General features: G+C 44.6%; 12 protein-coding genes. 6 read left to right on the top strand and 6 right to left on the bottom strand.

What is annotated here, in order from left to right:
* Positions 1 to 14: 14 nt before the first annotated feature.
* The 4 genes from bglX to D5281_RS04060 all read right to left on the bottom strand — a co-directional run bounded on the left by bglX (position 15) and on the right by D5281_RS04060 (position 5,636).
* The gene (gene bglX / locus D5281_RS04075) at positions 15 to 2,237 is read right to left on the bottom strand and encodes a beta-glucosidase BglX (RefSeq protein ID WP_160558877.1); all 2,223 of its coding nucleotides are present in this window, start codon (positions 2,235 to 2,237) and stop codon (positions 15 to 17) included.
* Positions 2,238 to 2,353: 116 nt separating this feature from the next.
* Positions 2,354 to 3,547: a BREX system ATP-binding domain-containing protein gene (locus tag D5281_RS04070; protein WP_160558876.1), complete on the bottom strand. Its 1,194-nt coding sequence runs from the start codon at positions 3,545 to 3,547 to the stop codon at positions 2,354 to 2,356.
* Entirely contained in the window at positions 3,540 to 4,742 is a 1,203-nt protein-coding gene (locus D5281_RS04065; protein WP_277935167.1) for a BREX system ATP-binding domain-containing protein, read from the bottom strand. Before D5281_RS04065 ends, D5281_RS04070 begins: the two co-directional genes overlap by 8 nt.
* A gap of 126 nt (positions 4,743 to 4,868) precedes the next feature.
* Positions 4,869 to 5,636, bottom strand: a complete 768-nt coding sequence (locus D5281_RS04060) for a hypothetical protein (protein ID WP_160558875.1) — start codon at positions 5,634 to 5,636, stop codon at positions 4,869 to 4,871.
* A 317-nt stretch (positions 5,637 to 5,953) separates the two neighbouring features.
* Between D5281_RS04060 and D5281_RS04055 the strand changes: the two genes are divergently transcribed.
* The 4 genes from D5281_RS04055 to D5281_RS04040 all read left to right on the top strand — a co-directional run bounded on the left by D5281_RS04055 (position 5,954) and on the right by D5281_RS04040 (position 12,882).
* The gene (locus D5281_RS04055) at positions 5,954 to 7,525 is read left to right on the top strand and encodes a DEAD/DEAH box helicase (RefSeq protein WP_160558874.1); all 1,572 of its coding nucleotides are present in this window, start codon (positions 5,954 to 5,956) and stop codon (positions 7,523 to 7,525) included.
* Between the two features lie 124 nt (positions 7,526 to 7,649).
* The gene (locus tag D5281_RS04050) at positions 7,650 to 8,513 is read left to right on the top strand and encodes a serine hydrolase domain-containing protein (RefSeq protein WP_160558873.1); all 864 of its coding nucleotides are present in this window, start codon (positions 7,650 to 7,652) and stop codon (positions 8,511 to 8,513) included.
* Positions 8,514 to 8,602: 89 nt separating this feature from the next.
* Positions 8,603 to 11,824, top strand: coding sequence for a UvrD-helicase domain-containing protein (locus tag D5281_RS04045; protein WP_160558872.1), 3,222 nt, complete (start codon positions 8,603 to 8,605; stop codon positions 11,822 to 11,824).
* Between the two features lie 176 nt (positions 11,825 to 12,000).
* Positions 12,001 to 12,882, top strand: a complete 882-nt coding sequence (locus tag D5281_RS04040; RefSeq protein ID WP_160558871.1) for a bacteriohemerythrin — start codon at positions 12,001 to 12,003, stop codon at positions 12,880 to 12,882.
* 141 nt (positions 12,883 to 13,023) lie between these two features.
* On the opposite strand, the gene D5281_RS04035 is transcribed toward D5281_RS04040, so the two are convergent.
* Together D5281_RS04035 and D5281_RS25415 are read right to left on the bottom strand one after the other, a co-directional pair.
* Positions 13,024 to 13,374 carry a hypothetical protein gene (locus D5281_RS04035; protein WP_160558870.1) on the bottom strand — a complete coding sequence of 117 codons (351 nt, stop codon included), beginning with the start codon at positions 13,372 to 13,374 and terminating at the stop codon, positions 13,024 to 13,026.
* A gap of 52 nt (positions 13,375 to 13,426) precedes the next feature.
* Complete coding sequence (locus tag D5281_RS25415) at positions 13,427 to 13,555, bottom strand: hypothetical protein (RefSeq protein WP_277935166.1); 129 nt, start codon at positions 13,553 to 13,555, stop codon at positions 13,427 to 13,429.
* Between the two features lie 358 nt (positions 13,556 to 13,913).
* Between D5281_RS25415 and D5281_RS25410 the strand changes: the two genes are divergently transcribed.
* A complete protein-coding gene (locus D5281_RS25410; protein ID WP_277935165.1) occupies positions 13,914 to 14,204 on the top strand; it encodes a transposase in 291 nt (96 codons plus the stop codon).
* On the top strand, positions 14,201 to 15,067 hold the full coding sequence (locus D5281_RS04030) for an IS3 family transposase (RefSeq protein WP_330584810.1): 867 nt from the start codon (positions 14,201 to 14,203) through the stop codon (positions 15,065 to 15,067). The genes D5281_RS25410 and D5281_RS04030 overlap by 4 nt, the downstream gene beginning before the upstream one ends.
* Positions 15,068 to 15,244: the final 177 nt, after the last annotated feature.

Genomic DNA, 15,244 nt, shown 5'->3' with positions numbered 1-15,244 from the left:
CCATTTATTTTATCCTACTTCCGGCAGTTGAATACTGCCTCATTCTTCGTATCACTATTGCTACCAATCCAAATTCGGAATTTACCTTCATCACTTCCCACCGTGCCGTCCGCCCGAAGGAATCGAAGCATTGGCTCATCAATTGTAAATTCTACCTGCTTTTCCTCATTCGGACAAAGCTTTACCTTTTCAAATCCTTTCAGCTCCTTCACCGGACGCACTACACTGGCTGCCACATCCTGAATGTAGAGCTGAATAACCTCTGTTCCTTCCACTTGCCCTATATTTTTCACCGTCACACTTGCCTTAATCGACTGTCCATCCGTTACTATATCTTTGCTAATCGTCACAGGCGAAATTTCAAAATTAGTATAGCTTAGTCCATACCCAAAAGGATATAACGGCTCATTAGGAATATCAATATATTTTGATTTAAATCTCTCCTGCATCCCTTCAAGATTCGGCCGGCCAGTGGCATATTCATTATAATGTACAGGCACCTGACCCACACAATAAGGAAAACTCATAGGCAGCTTTCCGGACGGATTTATTTTTCCGGTCAATGCATCCACAATCGCATGTCCCCCTTCTGTACCTGGGAACCATACATCCAAGATTGCTTTAGCTGTTTTACTGATTTCCCGCAAATCCAAAGGTCTCCCATTAAAAAGCACCACCACTATATTATCATTTACCTTGGCCACTTCCCTAAAAAGATTCATTTGAATTTCCGGTATATCAATCATAGCCCGGCTGGTTGCTTCCCCACTTTGCAGAAAATGCTCTCCAAGAGGCATAACCACAAGGTCCGCTTCCTTGGCTGCTGTAAGCGCTTCCTCAAACATTTTCTTTTGTTCTTCCTCTGAAAGCTCCTTGGGAACCGATTCACCCAAATTACCAAAACCGGTTAGGTGATAGTCATTCGCCAGTATCTGGCATCCCTGATGGAATGAGGTTCGGGTAAGGTCAAATACCTCTTTTGCCGCTTCTTCAATTGTCACGCAAGCGGAAGTATCCCCCGTTACCGCCCAGCTGCTGATGATTTCTTTGCAGTTAGTATAAGGCCCTACAAAAGCTGCCTTTTTCCCCATATCAATAGGCAAAAGTCCCTCATTTTTTAGCAGTACAAAGGATTTTCCAGCTGCTTCTCTGGCCAGCTTTCTATGTTCGTCACATAAAATAATGGTTTTTTCTTCCTCCGAATTGGCGTCCTTATATGGATTTTCAAACAATCCAAGCTTATTTTTCAACTCCAATATCCTCATTACACTTTCATCAATCAGAGCTTCGCTGACCGTTCCTTCCTCCACCAGTCTGCACAAATTTGCGGCATATACGCTGGTCATCATATCGATATCTACACCGGCTTCCAATGCCTTCTTTGCGGCGTCTGCTTCATCCTCACTGTGTCCATGTGCAACGGTCTCCAAAATAGCCGAAAAATCAGAAATCAAAACGCCGTCAAAGCCCATCTCACCCCGCAAAATATCCCGCATCAGCCAGCGATTTGTGCTGGCAGGAATGCCATTCACCGTATTAAAGGAGGTCATTACCATTCCCACACCTGCATCAATCCCTGCTTTATAAGAAGGCAGATAAAACTCTCTCAGTGTGTGCTCACTTAGCTCCACAGTATTGTAATCCCGGCCGGCCTGGGCCCCGCCATAGGCAGCAAAATGCTTCACACAGGAGCATACCTTGTAGGGCTTACCCATATCATCTCCCTGAAAACCCTCCACCTGCGCTTTTGCAAATAAGCCGTTCAAGTAAGGATCCTCACCGGTAGACTCCATCACCCGGCCCCACCTGGCATCCCTGACCAAATCCACCATTGGACTAAAGGTCACATGGAGTCCGCTTACTGCAGCTTCCTTCGCCGCTGCCGATGCACACTTACCGGAAAGCTCCGGCTCAAAGGTTGCCCCCTGGGCTAGCGGCATGGGAAATATGGTCTTCATCCCATGAATCACATCCATCATAAACAACATGGGAATATGATGAGGCTGCTTTTCCATGTACTTCCTTTGAATCGCCATAAGCTGCTCCGCCCCGTAGGTTCCCAAAATGGATCCTGCCATCCAAAAGTCTTCCTCCCCTACGCCCAGCTGCCTTGCCGGTCCTGTTAAGACGCCCTCCGCGTCATCCAGATAAAACACTCCCATTAACTGCATCATCTGATCGACCTTTTCCTGCAGGGACATATCTTCCAGTAAAGCTTTCAAATCTTCTCTTTTCATATCTTACCCCCATTCCTGCTCTGTAGCACATTTCATATCATCGCCATATACCGTCTGAATTTCATATTTCCATACCTGCCATCACCGGCACTACAGACAATACCTTCTGCCAACCGTTACTCAATATCCTCAATAGAAGGAACATCCTCCGTAAAGGTTTCCTCTCCTAATTCATTAATCGTAGTTTTTCCTGCTTTTCCATATTGATAAAGCTGGTCTAAAAATTCGATGGCTGCCCGGATTTTGGTTCTGAGTAAATACCCTCCTGACTGAGTTGCCTCCGCTAATGATTCTATGGAAAAATTGGGCCTCCATCCATAGGCTTTTCCGTGAAAATCCTGTATTTTATACAAAATTTCGTGAATTTCATCCCTCGTCAAAGGCAAAAGTTGAGGCGCTCTTACCAGAAGATCCAGAACCGTTTTAGCAGGCTCCGGTTCATCAGGATAAATTGCCGCCAGATTTTCATATTCATGCTTTGCCTCAATCACATCCTCCGCATAGGATGCGCTGAGGGCAAAAATGCTGAAAGTGGATTCAAGACCTTCTTTTGGCATAAGAAACCCCGCCATATTGCGATAGGCATTTAGCCGGGCTTTTTTGCTAAGTCTACCCATCAGCTCTGTCTCATCTATCAAAATAACCCATCCATGATACCCCATCTGGGTAAATAGGTGACTCATAAATGAAAAATAATCGCTGCAATGCTTTGTTTTTGTGAAATTGGTATTATACTTTACCGGCTGGTTAAAAATTCGCTTGTAAATCTTTTTTAAAGGAACATTTGCAATAAAATCTCCTTCCAAATCCGCCTGCAACAGGAATTTTTCGTCAGAATCCTCCGTGTTTAAATAAGAACGGAACAAATAATACAGCTTGTCTGTCTCTAACTGCTTTGCTGCGTAAAGCAACATTTCATTTGCCACGGGACTTCCGGCAGATATTTTTTCCAACTCATATGTGAATCCTGGCTGCTGTCTTTTGGGAAGATAGGTATTCTGGATCAGTTTCTGATATACCAAATAAAGCTTATCCATAGGCGTCTCCTTACTGAGAGAAAGATAAGAAACCACCATATGATTGGAATGGGCGAGATTAAACACCGTATTCAGCAGATGGGTTTTTCCTTCCCCGTATTTTCCGCTGATAATCATTCCGCTTGATTTTCCCTGCTCGCATATCCCGTCCAGCCGAGCGGATATTTCCTTCATGATTTTAGGGCGCGCCTCGGAAAAGTATTGTCCCACCGCACGGGACGGAATACCGGAGCGTAACGCTTCAATTATATGTCTTGCTTCAATATCATACATCGGCTTTTACCCCCTGCATGGCGATTCGGATAAGCTGGGGAACCCCAACAGCCCCTGTGTGCGCCTTTTCCGCAATTTCTTTTGCCGTTTCCATATTAAGGCTTAAGGCCGGACGGCTTTTCTGCACTCGGGCCAGGCTCTCGGAAATAGAAACTATCACCTCCGGAGAATACTCCTGGGCGGCAAGCCGATCCAGATCCACCATATCTGTAAAACGGTTAAACCGCTCCCCCACAATCTCATTCTGTATCCGCATCCATAATGCCTGATAGGACTTTAGCCCTGCATTTTCATTGTCAATCAAATCCCTGTCAAAGGAATAGACGAACATAATGTTTCTCATGCTGTCAATATCATCAATCAACTGACGGATACTCTCATAGGTATCCTCACGTTTCATTTTCGTATAATGCACTGGTTCTAAGCTGGAGCGGCTGATTAAAATTTCCAGATTGTCAACCGAAATAAACAGCCCCGAATAACCCCCCATTCGAATCAGCTCCGCCAGAGAGCGGAGCATATGCCTTGCATTATATTTTGTAATACGGCTGGGATAGAATTCCAGTGCGCGAAGCTGGGAAAGCTTAATTGAGCGGTCTCCCTCAAGCCATCCTAAAAGCAACTCCTGGTTCTGCTCCTCTAAAATGGGATACCCTAAAATACTTCCGGTCAACATACTGCACGCAAGTGCAAAGTTATTATCCATCATGGGATTTTTCAGGAAAAAATGCCGCAGCTGCGTGCGGATTTCACGCTTTGTCAGTGCGTCCCCCATTCCATTCTGGGAAAGATAATCAATAAATTTCATACCCTCCGGAATATCATGATGGTCAAATCCCATTTCCTGTATCAGGCAATGGCTAACTGCTTCCAGGCAATTTAAAATATCGCACTGCTGAAATATTTCTATGTAAATCTCCTTAAAATCATGCATCCATACATCCCTGGCGGAAAACTGAATTGTCTTATAATTTTCCTTTTGAGCAATAGATGTCATTAATCGCAGAAAATGCGTCTTCCCACTCCCCGGCCGCCCCGTTACAAACTTAATCTTACTTCCGCCATTTCGAATATATTCCTGAAGATACTTCTCCCTCCAAAAATCTGTGAGAAACTGAATCCCACAGGTGAGCTGCTCTGCCGGCAGGAAGCCGTACATTTCCTCCATATCTGGAATTTCATTTAATTCTGGCATTTTCATCCTCCCTATTTTTAATTGCCCTCAAATTTGAGCGTAAGCGCAAATTTGTCAGCCGTTGTCCTTCCTTCTTCTACTCCCGGCGCATCCCGAACCGATCCTGGGATACCGTCACAACGGGCGCTAATCATAGAAACGGATGGTAGCGAGAAATTGTTCCTTCCCCTCCTTATCCAGGATACGAATGGCTTTATCGTTATTTCGGCTAGGTCCAAATTGAAATTTTCTGCCAGTCTTTGTTTCTTCCACTCCGGAAGTATACAGCCTTGCCACATCAAAAGCAAAATTATTCTGATCATAATCCTTTCTGAAACGGCTCATAGGTGCAAGAACTTTATAGATATTCGTTAAGTACAGATCCGATCCCACTCTTTTTCTTCCTTTTAATATGGCCAAATCATATGCATCCGCCAGTTCGTTCACAAAAGTAGAAGCGTTAAAATTCGCTTTATTTAGTTTTTCCTGTCCCTTTTGAACCGTCTCCACAAAGCTTTGCGGCCTCACGCACTGTACTTTCTTGCGGTCCAGAAAAAGATCCTGATTTTCTACATCCACTCTCACACGATAAGGGAACATTTCATAAACAGGAAACTCGCCGCGTACATTCACGCCCTTTTCCCGGCAAATTTCTATCATCTGTTCGGCAAATTCCCCATTCTCAAAATAAGCCTTCGTATCAAAGCCATCAACCGACTCCTCCAGATTCTCCAAAGCTTTCGTCAACACACCCACGGCCTCTTTCATGGCGCGTAGATCCCGGATAAAATTTTTCATTTCGCCGCTCTCCGCTTCACGATTCAAAGCTTTTTGAAGCTTTTGCAGTAAAGTCAGGGAATCCTTTAAAGATTTCTGGTCAGGTTGTAAAGCCTGATATAAACTTTCGTAATTCATTTTTACTCCTTCCCGCATATCGCAAGCTTTGCTTGCGGTATGCCGCCGACAAAGAATTTGGAAGTTTACTTCCAAACTTGTCCTCCGTGCCGTCCACAGACCGCAAATTTGATAAAAAGTGTTTTAATGTTACAAAAAGTATATATGAAACACTATATGTTTTCAACAGTATGTTTTTAATAATCGGTTTCCCCCAAAAGAAACCTGTGATAAAATTATAAAAGAAGAAAACAAACGCTGCCACGCTTTGCAAGTCAGCTTATTGTAATGAAAATAATGAAAAGGAAAGTGAAGGCATTTAACAGGAGAACATGCAAATGATAAGAGAACTTTACGGCTGGCAGGAGGAATGCCTTACCAGATGGTTTGCAAATAGCGGCAGAGGCATGGTACAGGCGGCCACCGGTTCAGGCAAAACCCTGGTCGCCTTTACGGCTGCGCAGCGCCTGGAAAAGAGGCTAAGTCAAAACCTGCATGTCAAAATTGTTGTCCCCACAAGCGCCTTGATGCGGCAATGGCATCGAGATTTAACGGAGTTTCTTTCCGATTCTCCTAAGGGAAATGCACCTGCCTCAAATCTGCATAAGGAAATCGGCCTGCGCGGCGGCGGCTTTAAAGCTTCACCTGATTGCAAATATATGATATATGTCATCAATTCCGCCCGATATGAACTGGCAAGACAGATACTAACCGAGCTAAAGCGTGGGGAGGCAATTTTGCTCATTGCCGATGAATGTCACCGTTATGCAAGCGGACAAAATCAGTTAATTTTTGAATTTTCCCCTTATATAGCGCCGTACAAAGACCGCTTTTTTTCTCTTGGACTTTCCGCCACGCTTCCCTCCGGCGCATCCCGGCGTTATCTTGCATCCGTCCTTGGACAGAAAATATACAATTACGGGATAACCGAAGCGTCAAAGCAGCATAATATATGCCCTTTCGATATTTATCATGTCAGTTTGTCTTTTCAGGCGCCTGAAAAAGAAATGTATGAGGATCTTTCCGATCGGATGATCTCCCTTTATCGGAAGCTGCTTTATGCATACCCATCCCTTAGCGCCCTTGGGCAGAAGGAACGCTATGAGCTGCTGCGTAGTATTGCAGGCGAAAAAAACAGGAAAATTGCCGAAACCGCATCTTTGTATATGAATCTCTCTTATAAAAGAAAGAGTCTTGTAGCCCTTGCCAGTGCGAGAACTGCCTGTACCGCCGATTTGGTAAAACGGCTGGGCCAACAGGAAAAAATTCTGATTTTCAGTGAACGCACCTGTCAGGCTAATGAACTATATCAGCTTTTGCAGACGTATTATCCTGAAAAAGTCGGACGCTACCATTCGAAAATGGGCGACCAGGCAAATAAAAATGCGCTGGATCGTTTTCGTACAGGTGATATAAGAATTTTAATTGCCTGCAAAGCAATTGACGAAGGCATTGACGTCCCAGATGCTTCTGTGGGAATTATCATGTCCGGCACCTCCACGCACCGCCAGCGTATTCAAAGGCTAGGACGAATTATACGGAAAAATGATGCCAAAAACAAGGCTCTTTTGTATTACCTGCATATTCGGGAGACTTCTGAAGATCCTTGCTTTCTTCCGAATACAGGTGGGCGCTGTCTGTTTGAATTAGCCTATGATTCCGACTCTGGGACATTTACCAATCCCATCTTTGATAATAAAGCTTCTCTTTTATTGAAGGAAATGCAGCGTGTAAATATCAGCCCTAAAATATTATCAGAAATAACGCGCTGCCTACAAATAGGCTGCATTAAATCTGACTGGCTGTTAGAACCGGATATGCTTAAAGAGCAAATCCAAAAAGCCAGATATACCAGCGACAGAAATTATTGGATTTGTATGAAAAAGCTTCAGGATTTTGAAAATTCTTAATATGAATAATAAACAATTCATCCGAAAGCAGAAATAGATTTCTGTTTTTATATAGCGATTTGTGCCTGCGCGTTGCCCCCACAAGTCGCAGAGACGCAAAGGCAACGCAGAAATGGAGATGCATATGGAACTCAAAAAATTTGTAGAAATTGCACAACCCCTTGGTGTACTTGGTATTAAAGTCTCTCAACATGACAGCCTTATCGCCCAATGGCACAGCGAAGGGGAATGCAGACGAAATGTATATTCCGTTACCAAAAGTTTTACGTCCTGTGCCGTAGGCTTTGCCCTTCAGGAGGGCATACTTTCCCTTGATGAAAAGCTGGTAGATGCTTTTTCACAGGATTTGCCAGAAACCATCCATCATAACCTGGAAAAGGCAACCGTCCGGGATCTCTTGACAATGCATCTTGGACAGGCAGAGCCTGCCCTGATGGGTGATCAGCGTCCTCTTTATGCGCAAGACGACTGGGTAAAAATGTCTCTTTCCTTTCCTTTTACTTATGAGCCCGGTACACATTTTCTTTACAACAATGTTGGACCGTATCTGGCCGGAGTACTTGTTCAAAGAAGAAGCGGCTGTGATTTGGTATCCTATCTTACCCCAAGATTGTTTTCACATCTTGGTATTAAACGCCCCGCATGGGAAAGCGACCCTTTAGGCAATTCCTTTGGTGCCGGCGGTCTGTTTCTCACATTGTCCGAATTGCACAAATTTGGATTATTCTATCTCAATAAAGGGGAATGGGAAGGAAAACAGCTGCTTTCCGGTAAATGGATTGAGGAAAGTACAAGGCAATACAGTGATGCTCCCTACGCCTATCTGTTTTGGAGAGGAAAATACAATTCTTACCGCGCAGATGGAAAATATTCACAATATTCTATTATCTTGCCGGACCACGCAGCCGTTGTATCGCTTGTTTCCGAATGCAGAAAGGGTGAAGAACTCATGGATGCCATTTACAGCGAAATCTGCCCTCAATTATAATTACCATAATAAACTGCCGTTTCATATAACCCCTTCAGGGATGCACGAAACACCTCATTTGTGGGATATTGGAAGAAGGAAGGATTAAAATGTACATAGGAGATTTACATATCCACTCTAAATATTCCCGGGCCACCAGCAGGGATTGCACACCGGAATATCTGGATTTGTGGGCACGGAAAAAGGGAATTGATATGATAGGGACAGGCGATTTTACTCATCCGGCATGGCGAAAGGAGCTGGCGGAAAAGCTGGAACCGGCTCAGGACGGTTTTTATATTCTGAAAGAGGAATATCGTTTAGGGGAGCCCTCCTCCTATTATCCCCGTTTCGTTATCACCGGGGAAATCAGCTCTATCTATAAAAGTAACGATCGGGTAAGAAAAGTACATAGTCTTTTTATTTTACCAGGACTGGAGGATGCAGAGGCTCTTGCAAGACGGCTGGAGCTGATTGGAAATATCCACTCTGACGGACGCCCTATCTTGGGTATTTCCTGCCGTGATTTGCTGGAAATTATGCTGGAAACCAGCCCTAAGGGGATTTATGTGCCAGCGCATATCTGGACACCCCACTTTTCTTTGTTTGGCGCCTTTTCTGGATTTGACCGGATTGAGGAATGCTTTGAGGATCTGACGCCCCATATCCATGCCCTGGAAACCGGACTTTCCTCCGACCCACCCATGAACTGGCGGGTGAGCGCGCTGGATCGCTTCTGCCTCATATCCAATTCCGATGCTCATTCCCCGGCAAAGCTTGGCAGAGAAGCCAATTTGTTTGACATAGAGCTTTCCTATGACGGGCTTTATCGTGCCATTCAAGAAGGAAAAGGTCTGGCAGGCACCATTGAGTTTTTCCCTGAGGAAGGAAAATACCATTTTGACGGCCACAGGAAATGTGGATTATGCATTAGTCCCTCCGAGACAATGAAATATGGAAATAAATGCCCGGTATGTGGGAAAAAAATAACCATTGGAGTGTTAAACCGTGTGGAACAGCTAGCAGACAGGGATGAGGGCTTCGTCCTGCCGGCAGCCCGCTCCTTTGAAAGTATTGTGCCCCTTCCGGAAGTAATCGGAGCGTCCACCGGAACTTCCCCCTCCGGGAAAAAAGTCGCGGCACAATATGAACATATGATAGCCTCTCTTGGCTCCGAATTTTCTATTCTGCGGGAGATACCCATTGAAGATATCCGAAAAAAGGCAGGCCCTCTTATTGCCGAGGGAATTGACAGACTGCGCAAAGGCCAGGTGATTAGGACGCCAGGCTTCGATGGGGAATATGGGAAAATTTCCATTTTGACTGCAGACGATATCAGCCGCCTTGAAGGGCAGATATCCCTTTTTACTACGGACCAGATCCGGGCATTCAGCCAGCCACAAAAGCAGCAAAATCCACCGAAAAAAACAAAGCAGCCTGAAAAAGATGTCTCCGGTCTGAGGAGTCCGGATGAAAAACAAAGGCAGGCTCCGCAGGAGCCATTGCCAGCCCACGACCTGAATAGACTCCAACAAAAAGCAGTAGAGCAAATTGGCCGCAGCATAGCCGTTATTGCAGGCCCCGGCGCCGGCAAAACCAAAACCCTGATTGCCAGATTACATTATCTTTTAGAGGTACGCAAAATTCAGCCGGAGGAAATCACAGCAGTAACTTTCACCCACAAAGCGGCGGAAGAAATGATCGCCAGGATGGGTGATACAGCGGTACAAGAAAAACCAAACAGGCATAAATCAAAGGGTGACGCCAAGGCATCTGTCCGGATCGGGACATTTCATGCCATCTGCTGCCGCTTTTTACAGGATAGCGGCCTTTCTTTCGTAATAGCGGATACCGGGCTTCAAATGGAGCTGGCTGAAAAGGCGTTAAGGGAATTTGAAAGAAAAGCTTCCCCCACCGGATTTCTTCAAAAGCTTTCTCAGATTAAAAACGGACTATCAGAGCCTGATGAAAACCACAGGCGGATTTATGAATTTTATCAAAAGCTCCTGCAGGAATCAGGTGCAATGGACTACGATGACCTTCTTTTAGAAACATTGCGGATACTGAAAAATATCCCGGAAGATGCGGCAGAGCGAAAAAGCTTTTCTTATCTGCTCATTGATGAGTTTCAGGATATCAATCCCCTCCAATATCAGTTGGTGAAAGAATGGGCCCGCGGCGGCCGGGAATTATTTGTAATTGGAGATCCCGACCAATCTATATATGGTTTCCGTGGCTGTACTCCCCATATCTTTCAATATCTGTCCGAAGAATATCCGTGTCATATCACTATCCGCCTTGAGGATAACTATCGCTCCGCACCGGATATTTTAAAGGCCGCCCTTAACGTAATTTCCCATAACCAGGGTGAGAGGCGTCAGATGAGAGCCCAAAAGAACATAAAATGCCCCGTCCGTATTGTGTCAACCCAGGATGAACGGAGAGAGGCCATTTTTATCGCCAAAGAAATTAACCGGCAAATCGGCGGTATTGATATGCTGGATACACGAAACACGGAAGAAGGCTGTGAGGACACAGTACGCTCAATTCGGGGATTTTCGGATATTGCAGTGCTCTATCGAACCCACAGGCAGGCGGCGCTGCTTGAAAAATGTCTCAGACAGGAGGGAATCCCTTACCAGATAGCGGGCAGAGAGGATTTTCTGACAGAACGCGATGTACGCGCAACGCTGTATTTCTTTCATCAGGCCATTTACCCCGGGGAAAAACCCGCAGAAGAATTGTGCCGCAAGCTGCTTGCCAACTATCTGAAAGAATCTCCAGCCCTGCAGCTTGCCTATCTAACCGAGAAGTACCGAAAAAAAGTAAAAAAATCCCGCCCTGCAAAGCTTCTCGAAGAATGGCTGAAAGAAATTTCCTTCGAAAATGAAGAACCTATAAAGAAGCTGGCAGATATGTCAATACTTTACCCTACTATGGAGTCCTTTCTTGGCACACTTTCTTTTGGGGAAGATGGAGACGTGAGACGAAACGGAGGTAAAAAGTTTACCGCAGATGCGGTAACACTAATGACTTTCCATGGCGCTAAGGGCCTGGAATTCCCGGTGGTTTTCCTTTATGGCATGGATACAGGCCGCTTTCCTCTGGAAATTGGCAGCTCAAGCGGCATTGCATCTGTTGAGGAAGAACGCCGCCTGTGTTATGTAGGTATGACACGGGCGAAAGAGGAGCTCATTCTTACCTGCGGGCAGGAGCCTTCATGCTTCTTACAGGAAATTCCCGAGGAAAACGCCAGATGGGAACGGACAAGAGACGCAGAAGATACTGAAACGGAAAAACCCATTCAGCTTAATTTGTTCGATTTTATGTAGAAAAGTAATTTTCTAAATTGCATACACAGATTCCGGAAAAAGCAGCAATTCCATTGGGAGTCCTGCCATAAATTGACACCCTTCACTATTTTCTGACATATATTATTAGCAAACCCCTTCTCATTTTATGAGCAGCAGCCAGAAGGTTATATCTTTCCATCTGGCGGAGGAATATCATGTCTGAAGAAGTTAAATGGAATAAACGGTTTAACATTGGAGTTGATTCTATCGACAATGCTCACCGAAAGCTCTTTTCCATCGTGCATAAACTGATTCATCTGAGCAAAGATGAAAATAATGGACAATGGGCATGTGCCGAGGGTGTCAAATACTTCAAAAGTTATGCCATAGAACATTTTACCGATGAGGAATCTTATATGAAGTCAATTGGCTACAAAGGATATGAGATACACAAACGTCTGCATGACGATATGCGGTATAAAACACTCCCGGCTCTGGAAAAAGACCTGACAAAGTCAAACTATTCCCAGGAATCTATCCATCATTTTCTTGGCATCTGTCTTGGCTGGCTAACTGCCCACATTTTAATTGAAGACCGCGCTATAACAGGCAAAATTTCAAACAGATGGATAACGGATCATGTCGGTGATGATATGAATGCCCTGGAAGATGCCCTGGCCGTCACCATAGAGGAGATTTTCAGATTACAGACAGAAATTGTGAGTGAACATTACAGCGGAGAAGATTTCGGAACCAGTATGATTATCCGGCTGATTTATCACTCGGAGAACAAAAATGATGTACAAATTTTCATGGCCCTGGAAGAAAGTCTGGTGCTGAGAGCTGTCAGCGCCATACTTGATATACCCCTTACAAAAATGGATAAACTGGTCATGAATGCGGGGAAAGAGCTTTCCCTTCGAATTGTGGAACAGCTTGGCATACACCGTAATTTATCATCAGAGTATCAATTGGAAAGCAGCCATTTTATAGCGGCTGAACAGTTCCAAAAGATATTTTATTTAGAAGCCCTCGATTATAGTTTGCTGTTTAATACAGGCTGTGGATATTTTGCTTTTTGTATTAAACTGGTATAATCTTCCTGAATTGCCTGAATGCTTCATGCAGGATAAAATTGGGGGCACAGGATAACGATACCGCAAAACGGTATCAATCATTTCAAATGTGAAATGGCTGATACCGTTTTTTAAACGCCTTATGTATCCGCTCAGCCTTCATCAGGACTTGTGTCTCACAAAGCGACAGCCATCCAGATTAGGCTGAATCGTTATTCTCATATTCCTTCGTAAGATACCCTTGGACAACCCACCGTTTTGAATAGCCCTTTTGTGGATTTCGTTCATACTGTAAGCTATCCAGTGATCCTTATACTGCGTATAATCCTCCCGAATAAAATACGCTACGGCGTTTTGGGCTGCATCCAGCCATATTTGACTGCCTGTCTGACCATAAAGGCGGCAAAGAGCGAAGGTGGCCTCTCCGTCATAATAAACCGTGCGCAGTTTTTCCTTCCGGGTAAAGTCCCCACTCAGAACATGATAATACCCGCCATCGTCCCCATCCTGCATAGAAAGAATACCTTCCCCCCAGAGCCTTACAGATATCTATGTACTTGTCATTCTAAAAAACATCCATATATTCCGTCAGGACAACCACTGCAATACCGCAGCCACCCAGTTTGATTTCATCATTCTTTTCTTCATAAAGAAATGCCCGTCCCTGTGGGTCATAGACAATTTGGCCTAGCATATAGCCATTGCATGGTCAATTTTTTCCGCTAATGCTTCATCCGTCTATAATTAAGACCCTCTGTGCTAAGTGCATAGACGGTATTATTTTCATCACATATCCAACCTTTGCACTGGAAAACCGTATATACGGAAGGCAATTTTTCTAATGGGCTGCGATCGGCCTTTTTCAGATACCGATTCAGATATTCAAAATCAATCCCTCCATTTTCGTAGTCAAAGATTTTTGCGCCATTTAGCTCTGCTTCTAAAAGTGTTGTATCAAACTTTTTATAAAAAGTGGTGTTAGTATATAAGTGTGGACAGAAAAAGTTGAACAACTTATACTATCAAGTGAAAGAGCAAAGGAGATGTTCAACATGGCAAAAAACCAAAAATCTTACACTCTGGAATTTAAACAGCAGATCGTGGATCTGTACAATGCCGGAGGAACCTCGTATCCACAACTGGAGCGTGAATATGGCGTAAATCGGAGTACTATCAGTGGCTGGGTAAAGCAGCTTTCCCCAATCAAAGTATCGGAGGAGGAAACGGTTACCCTCAGGGAGTATAAGGCTCTCCAGAAAGAGAACCAGCGTCTTAAGACTGAGAATGAAATATTAAAAAAAGCGACCGCCATATTCGCAAAAGAACAACAGCCGAAATTGTGACTTTTATCCAGAACAACCTGATCGATTACTCTGTATCCCAGCTTTGCAGTGCCTTGAAATTCTCAAGGAGTACTTATTACAAGGCCCTGGTTCGTGTACCTTCAAATAAGCAAAAGGAGTTTGAAGAATTCGGCCGGAAAGTGAAACAGGCATATGAGGACTCAAAACAGAGATATGGGGCTGTCAAAATATGCCGCACACTGAATGATAATGGTACACCTTGCAGTGTCAAGCGGGTGCAGAGGCATATGGCAGAGCAGGGGCTGTGCTCTGTTGTAGTAAGGAAGTACAACCACCGTGCCAATCATGGCAGCGTCCCAGATAATAAGGTAAATATTTTGAAGCGTGATTTTGAAACGGAGACCATCAACCAAAAATGGTGTACGGACATTACTTACATCCATGTTCAGAAAGAAGGATGGACCTATCTGGCGTCTGTTATGGATCTATGCAGCCGCAAGAACATCGGGTATGCCTATGGAACATCTATGACGGCGGAACTGGCAGTTCAGGCAGTAAAGAATGCGTGCCTGAATGTCGCGGATACAGAGGGGATTATCTTGCACAGCGACCTTGGAAGCCAGTACACAGGCCAGGTATTTGAAAACTACTTGGCCAGCAGGGGAATCCTACATTCTTTCAGCCGTAAGGGAAATCCATATGACAATGCCTGTATTGAGTCATTCCATTCCGTGCTGAAAAAGGAAGAAATCTATCTCCATACCTATCAGGATTCAGCGGAAGCCCGCAGAGCAATCTTTGAATACATAGAGGGCTGGTATAACCGTAAAAGAATAAACAGTGCTATTGGTTATATGACACCCCAACAAAAGGAGGATGAGGAACTTAAAAAAGCAGCATAACCTTTCGACTTTTTTGTCTAAAGTATTGACATAGATCCACCATTATGTGCGCGGACATTGGAAAACGCGGCGAAGACATATCCGGACATCCATGGGGCAATTATCTACAGTGACAGGGGAAGCCAGTACACCAGCCAGCTTTACCAGGATGTAATCCGGAAGTATGGCATACGGCAG

Origin of the sequence: Parablautia muri, assembly GCF_009917485.1 — a bacterium.
Classification (GTDB): domain Bacteria; phylum Bacillota; class Clostridia; order Lachnospirales; family Lachnospiraceae; genus Suilimivivens; species Suilimivivens muri.
This window is presented reverse-complemented; position numbering and strand designations above follow the sequence as displayed.